General features: G+C 70.7%; 17 protein-coding genes. 2 read left to right on the forward strand and 15 right to left on the reverse strand.

Annotation, left to right across the window (positions count from 1 at the left end):
- Positions 1 to 210 precede the first annotated feature (210 nt).
- Entirely contained in the window at positions 211 to 2385 is a 2175-nt protein-coding gene (locus tag ACZ6WH_RS00110) for an FUSC family protein (protein WP_469724790.1), read from the forward strand.
- On the opposite strand, the gene ACZ6WH_RS00115 is transcribed toward ACZ6WH_RS00110, so the two are convergent.
- A complete protein-coding gene (locus ACZ6WH_RS00115; protein ID WP_469724792.1) occupies positions 2359 to 2895 on the reverse strand; it encodes a phosphate-starvation-inducible PsiE family protein in 537 nt (178 codons plus the stop codon). The two genes, ACZ6WH_RS00110 and ACZ6WH_RS00115, sit on opposite strands and share 27 nt — an antisense overlap.
- Positions 2896 to 3414: 519 nt before the next feature.
- Here ACZ6WH_RS00115 and ACZ6WH_RS00120 point away from each other — a divergent pair.
- Positions 3415 to 3720, forward strand: coding sequence for a putative quinol monooxygenase (locus ACZ6WH_RS00120; protein ID WP_469724793.1), 306 nt, complete (start codon positions 3415 to 3417; stop codon positions 3718 to 3720).
- 201 nt (positions 3721 to 3921) lie between these two features.
- Here the strand turns inward: ACZ6WH_RS00120 and ACZ6WH_RS00125 are convergent, their stop codons facing one another.
- The 14 genes from ACZ6WH_RS00125 to ACZ6WH_RS00190 all read right to left on the reverse strand — a co-directional run bounded on the left by ACZ6WH_RS00125 (position 3922) and on the right by ACZ6WH_RS00190 (position 19791).
- Positions 3922 to 4545 carry a UbiX family flavin prenyltransferase gene (locus ACZ6WH_RS00125; protein ID WP_469724795.1) on the reverse strand — a complete coding sequence of 208 codons (624 nt, stop codon included), beginning with the start codon at positions 4543 to 4545 and terminating at the stop codon, positions 3922 to 3924.
- Positions 4546 to 4547: 2 nt separating this feature from the next.
- The gene (locus ACZ6WH_RS00130) at positions 4548 to 5909 is read right to left on the reverse strand and encodes a UbiD family decarboxylase (RefSeq protein WP_469724797.1); all 1362 of its coding nucleotides are present in this window, start codon (positions 5907 to 5909) and stop codon (positions 4548 to 4550) included.
- The gene (locus ACZ6WH_RS00135) at positions 5909 to 7333 is read right to left on the reverse strand and encodes an aldehyde dehydrogenase family protein (protein WP_469724799.1); all 1425 of its coding nucleotides are present in this window, start codon (positions 7331 to 7333) and stop codon (positions 5909 to 5911) included. The genes ACZ6WH_RS00130 and ACZ6WH_RS00135 overlap by 1 nt, the downstream gene beginning before the upstream one ends.
- Positions 7330 to 8106 carry an SDR family NAD(P)-dependent oxidoreductase gene (locus tag ACZ6WH_RS00140; RefSeq protein ID WP_469724801.1) on the reverse strand — a complete coding sequence of 259 codons (777 nt, stop codon included), beginning with the start codon at positions 8104 to 8106 and terminating at the stop codon, positions 7330 to 7332. The genes ACZ6WH_RS00135 and ACZ6WH_RS00140 overlap by 4 nt, the downstream gene beginning before the upstream one ends.
- 82 nt (positions 8107 to 8188) lie before the next feature.
- On the reverse strand, positions 8189 to 9376 hold the full coding sequence (locus ACZ6WH_RS00145) for an NAD(P)/FAD-dependent oxidoreductase (RefSeq protein WP_469724802.1): 1188 nt from the start codon (positions 9374 to 9376) through the stop codon (positions 8189 to 8191).
- Positions 9373 to 9612, reverse strand: a complete 240-nt coding sequence (locus tag ACZ6WH_RS00150) for a ferredoxin (protein WP_469724804.1) — start codon at positions 9610 to 9612, stop codon at positions 9373 to 9375. Before ACZ6WH_RS00150 ends, ACZ6WH_RS00145 begins: the two co-directional genes overlap by 4 nt.
- Before the next feature lie 60 nt (positions 9613 to 9672).
- Positions 9673 to 10851: a cytochrome P450 gene (locus ACZ6WH_RS00155; RefSeq protein WP_469724806.1), complete on the reverse strand. Its 1179-nt coding sequence runs from the start codon at positions 10849 to 10851 to the stop codon at positions 9673 to 9675.
- Positions 10852 to 10866: 15 nt separating this feature from the next.
- Positions 10867 to 12225 carry an MFS transporter gene (locus tag ACZ6WH_RS00160; protein ID WP_469724807.1) on the reverse strand — a complete coding sequence of 453 codons (1359 nt, stop codon included), beginning with the start codon at positions 12223 to 12225 and terminating at the stop codon, positions 10867 to 10869.
- Positions 12226 to 12344: 119 nt separating this feature from the next.
- Positions 12345 to 13244, reverse strand: a complete 900-nt coding sequence (locus ACZ6WH_RS00165) for a LysR family transcriptional regulator (RefSeq protein ID WP_469724809.1) — start codon at positions 13242 to 13244, stop codon at positions 12345 to 12347.
- 16 nt (positions 13245 to 13260) lie between these two features.
- A complete protein-coding gene (locus tag ACZ6WH_RS00170; RefSeq protein ID WP_469724810.1) occupies positions 13261 to 14424 on the reverse strand; it encodes an XdhC family protein in 1164 nt (387 codons plus the stop codon).
- 6 nt (positions 14425 to 14430) lie between these two features.
- On the reverse strand, positions 14431 to 15675 hold the full coding sequence (locus ACZ6WH_RS00175; protein ID WP_469724811.1) for a xanthine dehydrogenase family Fe-S subunit: 1245 nt from the start codon (positions 15673 to 15675) through the stop codon (positions 14431 to 14433).
- Positions 15672 to 16568, reverse strand: a complete 897-nt coding sequence (locus ACZ6WH_RS00180; RefSeq protein ID WP_469724813.1) for an FAD binding domain-containing protein — start codon at positions 16566 to 16568, stop codon at positions 15672 to 15674. Before ACZ6WH_RS00180 ends, ACZ6WH_RS00175 begins: the two co-directional genes overlap by 4 nt.
- An 8-nt stretch (positions 16569 to 16576) precedes the next feature.
- Positions 16577 to 17356 (reverse strand): enoyl-CoA hydratase/isomerase family protein, encoded by a 780-nt coding sequence (locus ACZ6WH_RS00185; protein ID WP_469724814.1) that lies wholly within the window; start codon positions 17354 to 17356, stop codon positions 16577 to 16579.
- Between the two features lie 2 nt (positions 17357 to 17358).
- Positions 17359 to 19791 carry a xanthine dehydrogenase family protein molybdopterin-binding subunit gene (locus tag ACZ6WH_RS00190; protein WP_469724815.1) on the reverse strand — a complete coding sequence of 811 codons (2433 nt, stop codon included), beginning with the start codon at positions 19789 to 19791 and terminating at the stop codon, positions 17359 to 17361.
- Between the last annotated feature and the right edge of the window lie 2 nt (positions 19792 to 19793).

Consider the following 19793-nt stretch of genomic DNA (forward strand, 5'->3'; position numbering starts at 1 on the left):
CGTTGGCCATCCCGGATCGGCCGCGAGGGCCACGTCGAGCCGCAGCCGCTGGGGTGAACAGACGGCGGGGGACGTGGTTATCGATCGCCCTGTACGCGAGGCTGCCGGTTTGTGCTTGTAGACCGGCCGGGTGCCGCTGACATGGCGGCGCCGGGAGGCGGCGGCGCGGCCGACACGACCCGGCAGAGCGTTCCGGCTAGCCTCGCACCCGTGACGTGGTTGCGGGTCTTCGGAGATGTCGTGCGATCCGGGCTCACGATCGAGGAGACGCGACTGGAGCCCCTGCTCGCGCTGCGTACGGCTGCTGGGGTGGCGATCGTCATCGGGTCGATGCTGTGGCTGGTCTCCCCCGCGTACGCAGCGTCCGCCGCCCTCGGTGCTTATTCCGCTGGTGGGGCCACCTTTCAGCGCACCTGGCGGCCACGCAAGGTGATTGCGCTCGGTGCGGGCGCGGGTCTGGCGCTCAGCACCTTCGTGGGCTATCTGGCGGCGGGGCGCCTCGTGACGTTCCTCCCCCTGCTGGCCGTATGGGCCTTTGCCGCGGGGATGACGTGGGCCGTCGGATCGACCGCTGGGATCGTCGCAGCGACGACCGTCGGCAGCATGCTGGTGACCATTACCCTGCCGACGAGCGTCGGGCGGGCCTTGGAACACGCCGGGGTCATCGCGCTCGGAGGCGTGGTGCAGGCGGTGTTGATCTTGCTGTTCCCGATCCGCCGTTGGGGGGCACATCGTGACGCTCTTGCCGACGCCCTGGCCGCCGTGGCGGACTACGCCCGCCGGCTGCGGCACGACCCGACCGCCCCGTTCGACCCCGAGCCGTTGATGACGGCCCGGGACGCGGCCGCCGTGACGCCATCACAGGCCCGCACCCGTCCCCCCGTCCTCCACGGCCCCAGGGGACTCGCCGAGCGCATTCTGCCGGTCATCGCCGCGCTCGCCGACCCTGGCGTCGGTGCCCCGGCGGAGGGATCCGGACGCGACCGCGCGCGGGAGTTGCTCGACGCGGCCGCCGACGTCCTGGACGCGGCTGCTCGTTCGATCCGCCGCGGAATTTCCGTCGAGGTGCCGCCCGGGAGCGCGGGCGTCCTGCACCTCGAAGAGGAGCATGAGGTGCTGCAGGGGCCCGCGCGGCAGGCCGCTGAGCAGCTGGTGGAACTGCTCGGCGAGGTGTTGGAGATCGCCGGAAGCGGCGGTCCGCGCCCGAAGACGCCCACGCCGCCCGGGTCCGAGGGCGCCCGGTTCCTGGTGCGCCCGACAATGTTCCGGCTGATCCCGGTCGTCGTCCGGGCGGTCCGCCGTGAGCTCTGCCGGGACTCGCCCGTGTTTCGGCATGCCGTCCGCCTGGCGGCGGTGGCCGCGCTCGGCTATCTGATCGCTTCCCGGCTGCCCCTGGGCCACGGCTACTGGGCACCCGTCGCCTCCGTGATGGTGATGCGGCCGGACTTCCACCGGACGTACGCCCGTGCGGTGGCCCGTCTCGCCGGGACCCTGACGGGGGTCGCGCTCGCCACCGGGATGGTGCGGGCCCTGGGCCCGGATGCCCATGTGTTCGGCGCGCTGGCGGTGGTCTCGGTGGGCCTGTCGTACACGCTGACCCGTACGGGCTACGCCTACTCCCAGTGCTTCACTGCCGCGTACGTCGTCTTCCTGCTCGGCATGGGTGGTCAGACGTGGGAGCAGACGGTCCCGGAGCGGGTGGTGCTCACCCTGCTCGGCGGGGCCCTGGCAATGCTGGCGTACGTGGTGTTTCCCGCGTGGGAGACGCCCCGGCTGTCGGGTCGGCTTGCGGACTGGCTCGCCGCCAACGGCCGCTACGCGGCCGCGGTGCTCCGTGGCTACGCCGAACCGACCCGGGAGCGTCGCGCTGACATGCGCAAGGCACTGCTGGAGAGCAGGAAGGCGCGTGCCGCCTGGCAGGAGACCTACGACCGGGCAAGGCAGGAACCGGTCCGCCCCAGGGGACTGACGTCGCGCGAGGCGGAGGAGGCGCAGGAGGCGCTCAAGAGGTTCGGCCGGGCGGCGATGCTCATGGAGAGCCACGTCCCGCGGGCCGACAGCCGTTTCGCCCCCGAGGCAGAACGGCTCGCCGAGGCCTTGGAGGCGGACACCGCGCAGGCGGCAGTCGACGTACGCGAGCACAGGAATCCGGATTGGGGGCGCGTGGAGGGGGCGCTTCACGAGTGGGAGGGCACAGCCGGGGGCCGGAGCCCGGCGGTGCGGCGCGAGGCGGAACTGCAGAAGCGAGCCTTGGAGGACCTCGCGACTGCCGTGAGCCGCACACCCCTCGAACGGGACGTCAGCTCTGCCCGCGAGGAGCAGCGGGTGCGGGCGGCCGTGGCGGCGGACGGTGACGGATCAGGACCCGCGAACCGGGGCGGATGACGGCTTCGCCGACGGGGAGCGCCCTGCCTCCTGGAGCGGGAAGTGCTCTCCCGGCCGCGCCGAGCGCCGCCACACATACACCGCTGTCGCCATCACGAGGATCAGCCCCGTCAGGATGAGCAGCTCGATCCCCTCGACATTCCACCGGAAGGACTTCTCCGCCTCGGCCGTCACGATGAGCACCTTGCGGATGCCGGCGATCAGACCGACAACGAGGAACGGTTCCGCGTCGAGGGTTTGGTTCCTGATGGTGAGGCGGACGGTGTGGAGCAGCTCGGCCACGATGAACAGCACAAGCCCGTTGTCCAGGGCGGAGAGAACGACCGTATCCTCGCGGTACGGCCCCTGAATCGCCTTGATGACGTCGTGGGCGACCCCGACGGTCAGGATCCCCGCGAGCAGCACGAGGAACGCCGCGACGACGAGGTGGATGCCGTCCTCGATGAGTTGCAGAGGGCCCTGTACCCGGCCGCCCTCCATCTTCGGGAGAATGGGTTGCACAGTCAGCATGCTAGGGGTGCCCCGGCCCGACGGCGCGGCGTGCCGCCGAACGGGTGCCGCCGCATTGTCAGGGCCGGCACCCCTCTGGGAACGGCGACCGCCGCGGATGCCCGGTGCGGGCACCGCTGTACCCGGCTCTCTGTTTCCGAGCACGCGGAGCAGGGACGTGTGACGACGCGTGTGCCACGGCCGATGCGCAGCGCACGGCACGGGAGGTCACCGCGAGGACGTCCGTCGGACGCTCGACATGCGCATCCGGCACGTTCTTCACGTGCACCTCACGCGGTCGGTCCTATACGAGAGCCTTCATCGGTATCCCTCGCTCTCGGCAGATGCTGAGCCTGCTTCGGAAGCGCGGTACGGCCACTGAACGAACCAATACATACACGCTCTCACACCCGCGAAAGGGTGCACAATGGTGATAATCAGGCATCGATGCGGCCGTGCAAAAGACCCGTTCGACGCCAACCGATCACTTCGGTGCCCGGCCGCTGCCGGGCGGCCGAGCATCGGAAAAGGAGTCCCCTCATGGTCGACATCAACGTTGCGCTGCACGTACAGGTCGAGGCCCGGCCCGGCAAGGAGGAAGAGGTCGCCGACTTCCTCCGCGCGGGCCTTGCCCTCGTACAGGAGGAGCCCGGCACCGTCGCCTGGTTCGCCGTGCGCCTGAGCCCCTCCACCTTCGCCATCTTCGACGCCTTCCCCGACGACGACGCACGCCAGGCCCACCTCGCCGGCCGCCTGGGCAGCGCCCTGATGGAACGAGCCGGCGAACTGTTCGCCCAACCACCTTCCGTCGAGCAACTCGACGTCCTCGCCCACAAACTCCCCTGAAGACCAGGCGGACCGGTCCACGCCCGGCGCGTCGGACTGGTCCCGGGAACCGGGCTTGCAGCAGGTCAGCGTGGCGATCGAGATCCGTTTTGCAGGAACGGCCGCGGACCCGCACCAGGGGTCCGTCCACGTCTGCCCCAGGTTCTGGCATGCGGCGGCGTCGTCACGGTCACCGCCCGTACGGCCGGAGGCCCGGCGCGATCAGCGAAGGCGCTCGCGCCGAACCTCAAAGACCTTCCGGCTCCTGTGCTCCCGGCCCCACCGCACCGTCACCGGATGCGGCAGGCGCAGGTGGTCGAGTGCCCGGCCGACCGTCTGGGTGACCACTTCGTCGAGTGAGGTGGGGCGCGTGTAGAAGGCGGGCACCGGCGGCATGATGGTCGCGCCCGCCTCCGTCGCCTGCGTCATCAGCCGCAGGTGCCCGGCATGCAGGGGAGTCTCGCGCAACAGCAGGACGAGCGGGCGGCGTTCCTTCAAGGTGACGTCGGCGGCGCGCACCAGCAGATTGTCGTCGTAGCCGTTGGCTATGCCGGACAGCGTCTTCACGCTGCACGGCGCCACCAGCATCCCGTCCACCGGGAACGAGCCGCTCGAAATCGCCGCGCCCAGGTCGTGCTCGGCATGCACGTGGTCGGCGCGCGCCCGCACGTCGGCCACGGTCAGGTCGGTCTCCTGGGCCAGCGTCGCCTTGGCCGCCTTGGTGAGGACCAGATGGGTCTCCACACCCAGTTGGGAGAGCAGCTCCAAGGCGCGGACCGCATACATCGCTCCGGACGCTCCGGAGACCCCCACGATCACCCGTGGTGGAAACCCGTCCCCGTCCATGATCAGCCCTCCAGTTCGGCGAGGTAGGGGCGCAAGGAAGAGGACGTGGAGCGGATGCGGGCGAACTTCTCGCGGTCCCCGGCCGGTACGGTCGCGTCCATCCCGAGTTTCGCCGTCGTCCCGCCGTGTGCCGAGGGATCCAGGCTGCTGCCGGTGGTGCGCTCCACCACGAACAGGTCGCGGTCGGCCTGCATCCGGGTCGCGATCGCCCACTCGACCTGCTCGTCGTCGAACACGTCCACGTCGTCGTCGACGATTACCGTGAGCTTCACCGTCGTCACCGCCGCGAACGTCGCCATCGCGGCATGCCGCGCCGTGCCCCCTCCACGGGAGCGCAGGGAGATCACCGCGTGCATCCGGCACGACCCGCCCTCGGTGAGCCGCACGGCCGCCACATCGATCCCCGCGGCCCGCAGTGCCCGCAACAGGCGCGCCTCGCGTGGCAGCCCGCCCAGCCAGAAGTGCTCCCGACCGCCGGACAGAATCGTCTGCAGAAAAGCGCTCTCCCGTGACCAGCGCGAGGACAGCTCCAGCACCGGGGCGGGCCCGCCCGGACCGTAGGTGCGCGGGTACTCCCCGAACGGCCCTTCGTCCGCGCGCCGGCCCGCGCGGAAAGTGCCCATGAGTACCATCTCCGCGCGGGCGGGCACCGGTACCTCCAACCCCTCCACGTATGTGGCGGCGAGCCGCTCGGGATACAGGGCGCTCGCGACCTCCAGGTCGTCGAGGTCGGCTGCCGCGGGCGACTGCGAGGCCAGCGTCAGCAGCGGATCGACGCCCACGCAGAGCGCGACGGGCAGGTCCTGCCCCGCCGCCTCGTGCTCGGCGAAGATCGACCGGAGCCTGCCCGGCAGCATGAGGGCGCGCACCTCGCGAGGCCCGGTGACCTGCAACCGGTTGATCGACAGGTTCGCCTTGCCGGTGAGCGGATCGCGCGCCACGATCAGCGCCGAGGTGAAGTACCGGCCTGCGTCGCGTTCGTGCTGCACCGGCAGCGGGAGGTCCCCGAGCAGGTCGCCTTGCGTATCGTGCCGGGCGGTCACCGGCGCTTCAGCCGATGCGATCACCGAGTACGGGCGCGGGGTGCGTACGGCGTCGGCGAGCCGGTCGACCACCTCCCCCTCCAGGCAGCCCAGCGCCAGGGCGAAGTGCCCGCGTGAGGGCATCGTGTTGCCGACGAGCGGGTACCTCGCGCCGCGCACCGCGTCGAAGGCCACCGCGTAGCGGCCGTCGGCATGCTCCAGTACGGCGGCCACGTCCTGGTCCGCGTCGATCTCACTGCTCACCCTGCGCAGCTCGCCACGTTCCTCCAGCAGCGCCAGCCAGCCCCGCAGATCGGGCTGTTTCGGCCAGGTCGTGCCCATCACTCCCCCTCGGGCAGTGCGAAGTGGACGTGCTTGAGCTCGGTGAACTGTTCCAGTCCTTCGACACCGCGGGTCCGGCCGAGACCGGAGGAACCGTAGCCGCCGCTGGGCATTTCTGGGTACGAGCGGTTGTAGCCGCCCACCCAGACTGTCCCCACCTGCAGCGACCGCGCGACGCGCCAGGCGCGTGAGCCGTCGCCGCTCCACACCGAGGCGGCGAGCCCGTACGAAGTGGCGTTGGCCGCTTCGATCGCGCCGTCCTCGTCGTCGAAGGGTTCGAGGGTGATCAGAGGGCCGAAGATGTCCTCCTGTACGAGAGGCGAGTCCACCGCGACGCCGGTCACCGCGGCGGGGGTCACGAAGTACCCCGGCAGCCCGTCGGGGCTGATGCGCTCCCCTCCGGTCAGCAGGGTCGCGGTGGACCGTGCGAGATCCACATAACCGGTGAAGCGGTCGAGCGCGCGAGCGGAGATGAGCGGGCCCATGTCCGTCTCTTCGGCGGCGGGATCGCCGAGCCGGAGCGAGCGCAGGACGTCGACCACCCGGTCACGCGCGCGCTCGAAGACCGGGCGCTGTACCAGAAGTCGGGTGCACGCCATGCACATCTGCCCGCTGGTGATCACCGACGCCCGGGCCGCGGTCTCGGCCGCCTTCTCGACGTCGGCGTCGGCGAACACCACCATGCTCGCCTTGCCGCCCAGTTCCAACAGGGTGCGGGTCATGTCCGGGGCCGCCGCGCTGCGGATCGCGGCCCCGATCGCGGTGGAGCCGGTGAAGGCAACGGCTCGGACCAGCGGATGGGTGACCAGGGCGTCCCCGACAAGGCCGTCGCCCACCACGAGCTGCACGACGTCGTCGCCGATTCCTGCCGTGCGGCCCAGTTCCAGCGCCCGCCGGGTGACCAGCGTGGTCTGCGGGGCGGGCTTCACCAGCGCGGTCACGCCCGCGGCGAGCGCCGGGGCCAGGTCGCGGAAAAGCAGCAGCAGCGGCCAGTTCCACGGCACGATGAACGCGGTCACGCCGACCGGTTCCCGCACCAGGTGGGCTTCGGACCCGTCGGGCAGCGTGCCGGCCCGGCCACCGATCGAACAGGCGAGCCCGGCGTTGTAGCGGAGTGCTTCGACCGCCCCGGCCACTTCGAGGCGGGCCTCCCGGATCGGCTTCCCGCTCTCCGTCACCAGCGCCTGGACGAGTTCCTCGGTGTGTTCGACGAGCATGTCCGCCCACCGCCACAGCAGCGCCTGGCGCCGGCGGTTGTCCACGGGCCAGTTCCCGCGCTGGGCCGCCGCGGCGGCCTCGGCAGCCTCGGCGAGCCGGTCGGGTGTGGTCGCGGGGGTCTCCTGCAGTGGCCGCAGGATGGTCGGATCGGCCGGACGGGCGTCCTGCGGGACGCCCCAGGCGCGGCGCTGTGCCGTGGCCGTCATACGAACACTCCGCCGCCGTCGACGACCACCGTCTGCCCGCTGACGAAACCGCTGGCGGGGCTCGCCAGCCACAGCACCGCGCCGACCAGGTCGTCCGGCGCCATCTCGCGTGCCAGGCACCGGGTCTGCTGCATTCTGCCGAGGTAGTCGGGGTCGTTGATGGCGCGGGAGGCGGCGTCGTCGACGAGCCCCGGCGAGACGGCGTTGACGCCGATGCCGTACTGCCCGAGCTCCCTGGCCGCGGCTCTGGTCAGTCCCTCCACCGCCGCCTTGGAGGCGACGTAGTGGGCGAAGCCGGCCGCGCCGGTGCGCGTGACCACCGAGGCGATGTTGACGATCCGTCCGCCGCCGCGCTCCCGCAGGGCGGGGACGGCGGCCCGGATGACCTGCCAGGTGCCGCGTACGTTGACCCGCAGCACGGTGTCCCAGTCCTGTGCGGTCAGCTCCGTAAGGGGGCGCTTGGGGCCGAGTGTCCGGTAGACGGCGGCGTTGTTCACCACCGCATCCAGGCCGCCGAACCGGTCGGTCGCCTGCCCCACGACCGTGTTCACGTCGTTGTCATCGGTGATGTCGCACGGCGTGAAGACCGCGGTGCCCGGCCCTTGGGCGGTGGCCTTCTCGGCGAGCCGCTTGCCGTCCTCGGCACACTGGGGCAGGTCCGCGGCGATCACGTTGGCGCCCGCCGCGGTGAGCGCGCACGTGTAGGCGGTACCGATGTCGCCCGTCGCGCCGGTCAGCAGTACGACACGATCCTGCAGAGTCGCTGAAGTCATGGAAGTTCCTGATCCTTGAGTGAGTCGTGCCGGTCGCCCGGTCAGGGACGGTTCACACCTCTGGACACGAGAGCGAGGCGCGTCACGCGGCGGTGGCGAGCGCCTCATGCCAGTCGGCACCGCGGGCGAGCAGGCGGCGGCAGTCCAGGAGCCGCCGTGCGGAGTTGATCGCGAAGGCGCCTTCGAAGCGGTCGCCGTCGCGATACAGGGCGAGCAGGCTCTCCTGGTCCTCCCCTTCGTGCACGATGCGGACGTCGCCACTGCTGCGTCCGGCCATCTGGATGCGCGTCCCGTACTGGTCGGACCAGACGTAGGGCACGGGCGTGTACTCCACCGGGGAGCCGGGGCCGAGCATGTTGCGGGCCACGACCGCGGCCTGTTCCCTGGCGTTGGTCCAGTGCTCCAGCCGGACATGCCGGCCGTAGCCGGGGTGGAACCAGCGGGCGACGTCGCCCGCGGCGTACACGTCCGGCGCCGAGGCCCGGCAGTACGCGTCGCACAGCACGCCGTCGTCCAGGCGGATTCCGGAATCGGTCAGCCAGCCGACGGCGGGTGTCGCGCCGATGCCCACCACGACCAGGTCGGCGTCGATGGTGCTGCCGTCCTCCAGCCGCACCCGCTCGACGGCGGTGTCCCCGTCAAAACCGGCCACGGCGCTTCCGCACAGGACACGGACGCCGTTGCGGACGTGCAGCCGCGCGCACGCCTCGCCCATCCGCTCGCCGAGCCCCCGGGACAGCGGCACCGGCAACGCCTCAACAAGGGTGACCGGCAGATCGCGCCGGCGTGCCTCCGCGGCCACTTCGGCGCCCACGAAGCCGCCGCCGACGATCACCACGCGCGGCCGCTTCGCGAGCGCGTCACGGAGGGCGAGCGCGTCCCCGAGCGTGCGCAGGGTATGTATGCCCTCCAGCCCGTGCCGACCGGGGAGAGAGCGGGGCGTCGCACCCGTCGCGACGACGAGTGCGTCGTACGGCAGAGATGATCCCCCGGACAGCTCGACCGTCTTCGCCACGGGGTCGAGGGCGCGGGCCCGCTCGCCGAGGCGGAACTCCACCTCCAGTGCGGCCAGTGCCTCGTCACTGCGCAACGCGGTCCGCTCCGGCGCCCAGTCCCCGCTCAGCAGCTGCTTGGACAGCGGCGGGCGGTCGTAGGGCAGGGCCTGCTCGTCACCGACGAGGGTGAGGGAGCCGTCGTAGCCGTTCTGGCGCAGCGCTTCCGCGGTGCACAGGCCGGCCAGCGACGCACCGACGACCAGGACGCGCTTCACGACGCCGGCTCGACGTCGATGGCGGCGACCGGGCAGGCGCCGGCGGCTTCGCGCGCCCGCGCCTCGCCGGGCTCGGCTTTGGATATCACCTGCGCGATTCCGTCGTCGCCCAGTTGGAACAGCTCCGGGGCGGCCAGTTCGCAGTCGCCGTACCCGCAGCACTTGTCGGTGTCCACCGTGATCTTCATGGCGTGGCTTCCCTCCGTCGGCGCGTCACCCATCGATACGTCATCCATCGCTACGTCACCTGTCCTCACGTCACCTGTCCTCACGTCACCCACTCCTCGCGGTACCTGTCACCAGGTCACCGGGAGCCGTCGGACGCCGAGGTGCCGGCCGCCGCCTTCCAGTGGATCGGTGCGCTCGACTTCGCCGTTGATCCGGAAGCCCGGGATCCTCTCGAGCAGCGTTTGGACCGCGATGCGGATCTCGGCCTTGGCCAGCGGCATCCCCGGGCAGCTGTGGATGCCGGCGCCAAAGGCGAGGTGCCTGTTGGGCGTGCGGTCGATGACCACCTCGTCCGGGTTCTCAAAGACCCTCGCGTCGCGGTTGGCCGAGGCGAACAGCAAGATCACGCGGTCGCCCGCGGACATCTGCTGCCCGGCCACGCACGCGTCTTCGGTCAGCTGCCGGGGGAACCAGTGCAGCGGGGTCTCGTAGCGCAGGATCTCGTCGATCGCCGTGGGAATGAGCTTCGGTTCGTCGATGAGGCGCTGCTGGACCCGGGGGTGCTCGGCGAGGTGGAGCAGCACGTTGCTCAGCCCGAGCGCCGTCGAATCGTGCCCGGCGTAGGTCAGGATGAACATCATGTTGGCGAGCGTCGCGTCGTTCACGCCGAGCTCGTCGTTGAGGGTCAGCAGCTGCGAGATGAAGTCCTCGCCCGGTTCCTTGCGGCGCTGCTCGAAGAGCCGGACCCAGTAGGCGCACACCCGGTCGATGACCTTGCGGCCCTGTTCGTCGGAGGCGTGCTCCAGGAAGTCCAGGGAGTACTCGCGGATCTCGTCCGCCTGTTGCGGGCCGAGGTCGTAGAGCTGCGTGATCACGTCGAGCGGCAGCGGGAGGGCCAGGCCCTCGACCAGCTCGGCCTCGCCGGAGCCATGGAATGCCGCGACGAGCCGGTCCACCGTGGCCTGGATCTGCGGCTCCATCCGCCGGGCCGCGGCCGCGCTGGTGAGCGGGGCGATCAGCTTGCGGAACTTCTCGTGCTCCGGCGGGTCGTAGTCGATGGGTGGGAAACGGTTGTCCGACACGGCGGGGACGTAGACGCCGCCGGTGGAGGAGTAAGTGCCGTGGTCCATGGCGGCCGCGCGCACGTCCTCGTAGCGGGAGAGCGTCCAGTAGCCGCCGTGCTGCTCACCGCGGGCGACGGGGCACTGCGCGCGCAGGCCCTCATACAGTTCATACGCGCGTTCGGGCGAGAGGTCGCGCGCGTGGGGGTCGTAGGTGGGGCCATGCGGGTCGGTCTGCTCTGTCATGGCGCACTCCTGTGGTCAGGCCTTGGCGGGCTCGGTCATCGGGTGCGGGGGCTGCTCGCGTTCCATGGCTCCGCGGGTCTCCGGGCTGATCGCGTTGGCGATGAGGAACGCGGCCACGACAACGATCAGGAAGACCATGAGCCGGCCGGGCACATCGGCGAGGCCGGGGCTGGCCAGGTTCACGAAGGTCGGCATCAGTCCGCCGATCATGAACCCGGTGTTCCAGCAGACGGCCGTGCCGCGCGAGCGCAGCGCCGTGGGGTAGCGCTCGTTGAGGAACACCAGAACCGGTGCGTACGCCGCGTTGGCGAAGAACGCCAGCGCCGTCGCGTACACCGTGATCAGCCCGGTCTTCGTCGGCTCGGTGCTGGTCAGGAGCCAGACGAGCAGCGGGAGGGCGATGAGGTTGAAGCCACCCATCAGCAGCATCGAGCGGCGGCGGCCGATGCGCTCGCTCAGTTCACCGGCGGCGATGGTCGCGACGATCACGCCGAGGCTGGAGACGAGCAGGATCACGCCCTGGGAGCTCTTCTGCACGCCGGTGATCTGATCGAGCAACGTCGGCAGGTATCCCGAGGTCAGGTAGTACTGCGATCCGGCACCGGCGACGAGCAGGATGTTCAGGGCGAACAACCCGCCCCGGCCGTCCCGCACGAGGTGGCTCATCCGCGGCTTAGGCTGCGGCGCACCCTCCTTCTGCGCCTGCTGCTGCGCCTTCCACAGCGGCGATTCCTCGACGCCGCGCAGCACGAAGTAGGAGAGGATCGCGGCGGCCAGGCCGGCGAAGAACATGACGCGCCAGCCCCAGACGTCGAACCGCTCGCCCGGGAAGATCTGGCTGACGACGATGAACAACCCGCTTGCCATCGCGGCGCCGAGGCCTGCTCCGCCGCCGCCGATCAGGCCGGACATCAAACCGCGCCACCGCGGGCCGACGCTCTCGGTGCCCAGGGTGTGGGTCGCGGCGACCACGCCCCCGACGAAGATTCCCTGAAGGAACCGGAGGATGAGGAACACGACAGGCGCCCACAGCCCGGCGGTGGCGTAGGTGGGCACCGCGCCCATGGCCGCGGTGCACAGGCCCACGCCGGCCAGGACGACCACCATCGTCTTCTTGCGGCCGTGGCGGTCGGCGATCCCGCCGAAGATCGCCGCCCCGGCGGGACGCAGCAGCACGCTGACGGCGAACGAGGCATACACGGCGGCCAGGCTCAGCGTCGGGTTGGAGGAGGGGAAGAGGAGCTCGCCGACGGTGCCGGCGACGAAGAGAAGGATGAACAGATCGAAGAGATCGAACGCCCAGCCGGCGACAGAGGCAAAGGCGGCGTAGAACGTGGCTCTGCGAGAAGGTCCCGTGATGCGGGGTGTGGACATTGCCCATCTCCTTGTGCGGCTCAGTACTGGTATTAAGGGGCGCCGTCGCGCGATGAGCGATGCGCAACTGCCTAGTCATGCGGTAGTCAGCGCCTATACGGGCAGCTGACGCCCGGCCTTCAGGCTTCGTCACCGCTGTCGCGGTCACTGTCGAACGCAGCGACGAGAAGATCGAGGAACGCACTCGCAGCGGGGGTGAGGGGGCTGCCCTTGCGCCAGATCACCCCCAGCTCCCGCCGGGCCACGGGATCATCGAGGGGAATCGCCGTGGCGTAGCCGGCGGAGGCAAGACGCGGCACCACGGACACACCCACCCCGCTGCGCACCATTCCGCACAGGACGGAGAGCTGGCCGGTCTCGATGGTCACCCGGGGACTGAAGCCCGCCTGCAGACAGACCATGTCCATCAGCTCGCGCAGCCCGTACCCGCGGTGCATGCCGACGTAGTCGTCCCCCGCCAGCTGTGCCAGGTCGAGGGCGGGCCGGTCCGCGAGGCGGTGCTCCGGGGGCAGCATCGCGACCATCGGCTCGCGTACCAGGATGCGCCCCGTGACACCGGGCCGTGCCAGGGGCGCGCGGCTTATCGCCAGGTCCAGCATCCCTGTGTGCACCATGCGTTCGAACTCGCCGGACACATTGTGCTCGGTGAGCAGAACTTCGATGCGGGGGTGCGCGGCCCGGTATTCGGCCAGTAGGTCGGGGAGCAGCGTGGCGCCGACGCTGGGCAGTACGCCAATCGTGACGCGGCCGCGGTCCAGGGAGCGTATCGCGGCCGCCTGCGTACGGGCCTGTTCGAGATGGAAAAGCGCGGGCTCGACGTGCTCCAGGAAAGCCTCACCGGCTGCCGTCAGTTCGACGCGTCGGCCGAGTCGCTGGAACAGGGCGACGCCCAGTTCCTTCTCCAGCTTGCGTACCTGGACCGACAGCGAGGGTTGGGCGAGGAAGAGCTCTTCGGCCGCGCGGGTGAAGCTGCCCGCTTTGGCGATGGTGAGTACGTAACGAAGCTGGTGCAACTCCATGTTCAGCGCCTGACGGTCATCGGTGGTGGTGGGCGGCGCCGACCGGCCGAGAGGCTTGAGGCCGTGCCGGCGCCGCCGTCTGTGATGCCCCGTTGGCATGGATGTCGGCCGTGAGGCCACTGAGCGGGAGGCCGGTGCCGCCCCAGCGCCGCTGGATGACCTCCGCGGCTATGGACACGGCTGTCTCCTCCGGTGTCCGGGCACCGAGGTCGAGGCCGATGGGGGAGGCGAGGCGGGCGATGTCGGCGTCGGTGACACCCTGCTCCCGCAGCCGCGCGGTGCGGTCGCTGTGAGTGCGGCGGCTGCCCATGACGCCGATGTACGCCGCCGGGGTGCGCAGCGCGGCCGTCAGCACGGGGACGTCGAACTTGGGATCGTGGGTGAGCACGCAGATGACGGTGCGTTCGTTGACGTCGGTGCGGGAGAGATGGTCGTGCGGCCAGGCGCACACCACCTCGTGCGCCTCCGGGAAACGTGCGGCCGTGGCGAACACGGGCCGCGCGTCGCACACGGTCACGCGGTACCCCAGACGTGCGGCCGTGCCGCTGAGCGCGGCGGCGAAGGCGTTCGCCCCGTAGATGAGCATGCTCGGTGGCGGAGCGAAGGACTGGATGAACACCGCGACCTGGTCCATACGGCGTTCCCCGTACGGGCCGTAGTGCTCGGTAGCGGTGATGCCTTGTGCCAGCAGCCCGCGTGCGTCGTCGCGCACCGCGGCGTCGAGCCGGACCTCGCCCAGGGAGCCCAGCGTCCGGTCCTGCCAGACGGTCAGCTGGGCCCCCAGGGGAGCCCGTCCGCCGGTGACGGTGGCGACGGCGACCGGCTGCTCCCGCTCGATCGAGGTGAGCACCTGAGGGAGCGACGAAGCGGGAACAACCGGCCGGATCAGGATGTCGATGACGCCGCCGCAGGTCAGGCCGACGGAGAAGGCGTCCTCGTCACTGACGCCGTACCTCTCGCGTCGTGGCACCCCCGTCTGCAGCACCTCGGTGGCCGCCTCGTACACCGCGCCCTCGATGCAGCCACCCGAGACGCTGCCCACCGCCTCTCCTGACGCGCTGACGGCCATGACCGCGCCCGGGTCGCGCGGGGCACTGCCCCGGGCGCCGACCACCGTGGCCAGGGCGAAGGCGCTGCCCTCGGCCATCCATCTACGCAGCTGCGGCATCACCTCACGCATGGCGGTTCATCCCCGGCGCTTTTCGACACGCAGGAGCTGCTTGAGGCGATCGAGCAGCGGGGCGAGGACCAGGCTCATGGCGCTGGGGGCCTTCACCGGGCCGGACGGCGCCTGGCCGGAGGCGGCCGCTTCGGCGACGGCGTCGGCGAACTGCTCGAACATACGGCGGCTGACGTCACCGGCAAGGGCGCGGCCGAACTGAGCGATGCGGCCGGTGAGGTAGACCTTGGCGTCGGCGTGCATGGCGGTGCCGGTCGGGGTGGGCTCCGTGCGCAGCGTGATGTCCGCCTGGGTCTGCGCTCCGCCGGTGTCCTGCCCCTGGGCGAGCACCCGCAGCCGGCCGGCTGCGCGGTCGTGCTCGACGATGTGCGCGAGGCCGTGGAACGCCAGCTTGATCGGTCCCACCGACACCCGGGCGCGGCCCGCGTAGCGGTTGTCGCCGAGGTCATCGGTGAGCTCGGCACCGGGCAGGCAGCGCGCCAGCAGGTGGATGTCGTCCAGGACGCGCCAGATCTTCTCCTCGGACACCTCGATCCCGGTCGTGATCTCGACCGCTATGGTGGGGTCGCCGCTGGGCAGCACGATGTCCTTGGCCAGGGACGCGGCCGTGTCGGCGTTGTCATCCTGGCCGTCGGAGGCGTTGCCGCCCTGCCCGGAGCGGCCGACGAGCGCCCGACGCCCGCAGTTGCCCGGGGCGGGAATTCCCTCGGGGTGCGCACGGTGGGCCTCTCCCACCGCGGTGAGGATGTTCCGGTATCCGGTGCACCGGCAGATGACGCCCGAAAGTTCCTCCGGCAGCTCCTCCTCCGTGACCTCCGGCTTGTTCGCCAGCAGGTCGTAGGAGCTCATCAGGAAGCCTGGGGTACAGAATCCGCACTGCAACGCGTGGTTGCGTCCGAACGCCTCCTGCAGCGGGTGCAGGTCGTCGGGCCGCCCCAGTCCTTCGACGGTGACGATGTCTGCCCCGTCAAGCTGTACGGCGAACAGCAGGCAGGCCCGGGCCGCCTCGCCGTTGACCAGCACGGTGCACATGCCGCAGACGCCGTGCTCGCATCCCACATGCGTGCCGGTGAGACCCAGATGGTCGCGCAGTGCGTCGGACAGGGTGACCCGCGCGGGCAGCTGGAGAACGGTAGGTGTCCCGTTGACGGTCATGCGCACTTCGACCGTGTCGTCCGCCCCCGCTTTCACCGGCCGAGGCGGGGCGGGGGGCGCCGCCTCGGTACGTGCTGCTGCTTCGTTGATGGTCATGCGCTTACCTCGCCGGAGTTCTTACGGGACCGCTCGTATGCCTTGGACAGTTCCCTGGCGGCCAGGGCGCGGAGCAGTCGGCGCCGGTAGTCCCTGGATGCGTGGGCGTCACCGTCGGTGTCGACCATCTCCTCGACGACGGCGGAGAGCTGCTTCCCGAGCTGGTCCGCCGGCGCGTCGCCCATGCCCGTGACCGCCGCGGTGAGCTGCTCGGTGACGTCGCGGGTGATCGCCTTGTCGGACACGCCGAACGAGGTCATCGTCGCCTCCGGGCGGCCACCGCGCAGGCGCACCCGCGTGGCGACGCCCGCAAGGGCGAAGTCGCCGTGCCGGCGTGCGATCTCGGCGAATCCGAAGCCCTCGTCCGCGGTGGCGACCGGCAGCCGCACGGAGGTGAGGATCTCCTCGGGGCCCAGCGCGGTGGTCATCGCCCCGCCGTAGAACTTCCGGGCGAGAACCTGCCGGGAGCCGTTGGGCCCGGTCAGGGTCAACTCGGCGTCGAGACAGCAGGCCACGGCCGGGAGCTCGGCCGCCGGGTCGGCGTGGGCGAGGCTGCCGCAGACGGTGCCCCGGCTGCGCAGCTCCCGGTGCCCTACCCAGGGCAGGGCCAGGCGCAGCAGCGGAACGCTTTTGCTGAGCGGGTCCCGCTCGACGCGGCGCTGCCGTACGGTGGCGCCGATGTGCAGGTGCTCCTCGGAGCGAGCCAGCTCGTCGAGCTCCTCAATGGCGTTGATGTCGACCAGGGTGTCGGGGCGGGCGAGTCGCATGGCCAGCACAGGGGCCAGCGACTGCCCACCCGCGATGACCTTGCCGCCCCCGCTGGTTCCCGCCAGTTCGGTGATCGCGTCGGCCAGACTCGACGGACGAACGTAGGCGAACGGTGCGGCTTTCATGGTTCAGCTCACCGGCCCTGGAACTTCGGGGCTCGCTTCTCGACGAACGAGGCGACGCCCTCGGCGAAGTCGTGGCTGGAGCGCAGCATGGAGTACGCCTTGCGTTCCAGCTCGATGCCGGAGTACAGCGGCGCGTCGACGCCCTTGTCGAGGACTTCCTTGGCGGTGCGTGCGGCCAGCGGTGAGAAGCCGAGCAGTGCGCTGACGATCCGCTCGACCTCGGCATCGAGCGCCGCACGGTCCTGGACGACGTTCGCGACCAGACCCCAGTCGCCGGCCTGCTGGGCGTTGATGCGGGTCGCTGTCATGACGTGGTACTTGGCGCGGGAGAGGCCGATGAGCCGGGCGAGGCGCTGGGTGCCGCCGGATCCGGGGATCATGCCCAGCCGCATCTCCGGCAGCGCGAACTCGCTGCGCTCGGTGGCGATGCGGATGTCGGTGGACAGGGCGAGTTCGAGGCCGACGCCGAAGCAGTAACCGTCGACGGCGGTGATGACCGGCTTCGGGCTGCGGGCCGGCGCGGTGATGTTCTGGCCGAGGTCGGTGAAGTCGACCGGCTCCACCTCCATGAAGCCGGGGATGTCGCCGCCCGAGGAGAAGTGCTCGCCGGCGGCCTGGATGACCGCCACCTGGATGTCCTTGTCGGCGTCGATCTCGGCGAAGCGGTCGGCCATCACCTGGCGGGTTTCCATGGTGATGATGTTGAACTTGCCGTGGTCGAGGGTCAGGTAGGCGACGCGTCCGTCGTGGCCGCGGTCCAGCCTGATCTCGCCTCCGGTGAGTGCCATGGTCACAGGGTCCTTTCGCTGTCGCTGCCGTTGAGCAGCTCGTTGAGCACGTTGCCGTGCAGCGGGAGGGTGGTGATGTCCACGCCGGCCGGGGCGAGGGCGTCGGCGACCGCATTGGCGATCGCGACGGGAAGGCTCATGCTGCTGCCTTCACCGCAGCCCTTCGCACCGAGGCGCGTGAGCGGAGAGGGAGTCTCCAGGTGGTCGCTGTTGAGCTCGTACTGAGTCTCCGCAGTGGTGGGACAGAGGTAGTCCATGAACGTCGCGGTGGGCTGCCCGGCGTCGGTGTAGCGCATCTCCTCGAACATCGCGCCGCCGATGGCGTGCGCGAGCGCGCCGTGGACCTGTCCTTCGAGCAGCTGATGGTTGAGGATCGTGCCCGGGTCGTGGACTGTCACCACCTGCTCGAGCTCGAGCTGCCGGGTCGCGGCGTCGATGCGCACGCTGACCAGTTCGGCGACGAACCCGTAGCACAGGCTCGAGTTGATCTGGTCGCTCCTGCTGGCTGCCTTCGACTGCGGGGGAGTGAAGGCGGCCTCCTCGTACAGGCGCGCGGGAGTGCCCTCGGGCAGCGCACCGGGGTCCCAGTGGACCAGTCCGGCCGCATGCCGGAAGGGGACCGCTCGCTCGGGCTCGTCACGGAGCCGGACCTGGCCCTGGCTGAGTTCGACATCGGCCGGATCGGCACCGAGCAGGGTGGCGCCGGCGATCTTGATCGTCTCGGCCAGCTTCTCACTGGCCTCGACCAGGGCACTGGTCAGCAGGGGCGCGAACCGGGAGGAGTAGCTTCCGGAGGTCACCGTCCACGGTGTGGTGGCGGTGTCCATCTCGACCACCGGCCGCACCTGTTCTCGTGGCAGTCCGAGCTGTTCGGCGACGACGGCCTGGGCGACCGTGGCATGGCCTTGCCCCTGCGGCACAGTGCCCAGCAGCACCGACACGATGCCGTTGAGGTCGACGCTGATGCGCACGTGCTCGGTGGAGCCGGACTTGCCGCGCCCCGCCTTGCGTTGCTCGGCCGGGGTGGCCAGGCCTACGTAGCCGATGTTGGTGGCCGACGGGTCGACGATCGTGCCGATGCCGATGCCGAAGTACTCGCCGCGCTCGCGCGCCTCCCGCTGCTTTTCCCGCAGCGCCTGGTAGTCGGCGTTCCTCAGCAGCATGTCCATCACGCGCTGGTAGTCGCCGGAGTCGTAGATGCCGCCCGTGGGGGTGGCGTACGGGAAGTCCTCGCGCTGTACGAAGTTGCGCTGCCGCAGCTCGGCCGGGTCGAGCCCGCACACTCCGGCGATCTTGTCCATGAGCCGTTCCAGGCCGAAGTAGAGCTGCTGGCCGCCGAATCCGCGGTTGAGGCCGGTCGGTGTCTTGTTGGTGACCACGGCGCGGGAGCGGATCTGCACGGCGTCGATCTTGTATGCGCCGGTGATGTTGCCGAAGCAGCGATACAGCGTGCTGGGCTCCGGCGGGCGCAGGTAGGCGCCGACGTTGTCCACCAGGTCCGCGCGCAGCCCCTGCACCGTGCCGTCGACGGAGACCGCGGCCTCGAACCACATGACGCGGTCGGAACCGGCGGAGCTGGCGAGCAAGTGCTCGATGCGGTCCTCGGTCCAGCGCACTGGCCGGCCGGCGTACTTGCTGGCCAGCGCCATCAGCGCCACGTAGGGGTAGATGCCGGCCTTGATCCCGAAGCTGCCGCCGTTGTCGGCCGGGATCATCAGCCGAACCCGCGAGGCGGGCACACCGAGTGCTCCCGCCAGCACCGGCACCATGGAGAACGGACCGTGGAAGTTCGCCCAGGCCTGGACGGCGGGCCCGTCGACCTCGTCCTGCCACTCGGCGATGACCGAGTAACACTCCATCGGGGTCGAGGAGTACCGCGGGAAGCTGTACTTGCCCTTCACGATGTGGTCGGCGGCGGCGAAGACGGCGTCCACGTCACCGAAGGCGAAGGTCCGGTCGGTCGCCACATTGCTGTCGGCTCCGTCATGCAGCCGCGGGGCCTCGGGCAGGAGGGTCTTCTCGACGTCGACCACCGGCGGCAACGGCTCGTAATCGATCTCGACGAGCTCGGCGGCATCCTCCGCGAGATACCGGTCGGCGGCCACCACGACCGCCACCGGCTCACCGACGAACCGGACCTTGTCGGTGCCCGTCGGGTAATACGGCATGGGCGTCTTGAGCGAGAGCGGGAAGGGCTTCAGCGCGGCGAGGACCTCCTCGGGTCCGATCACGGCGGCGACACCGGGGTGCCGTCGCGCCCGCTCGAGATCGACACCGCGGATGCGGGCGTGCGGATGCGGGCTGCGCACCACCGCGGCGGTGAGGGTGCCGGGCAGGGGGTCGATGTCGTCGAGGAAGCGGCCACGGCCCGTGAGCAGCGCAGGGTCCTCGATCCGTGCGGTCGGCCGGGCCGGCCGTTCGAAGGTCGTCGTCATGT

Source organism: Streptomyces sp. NPDC050806 (assembly GCF_055586425.1).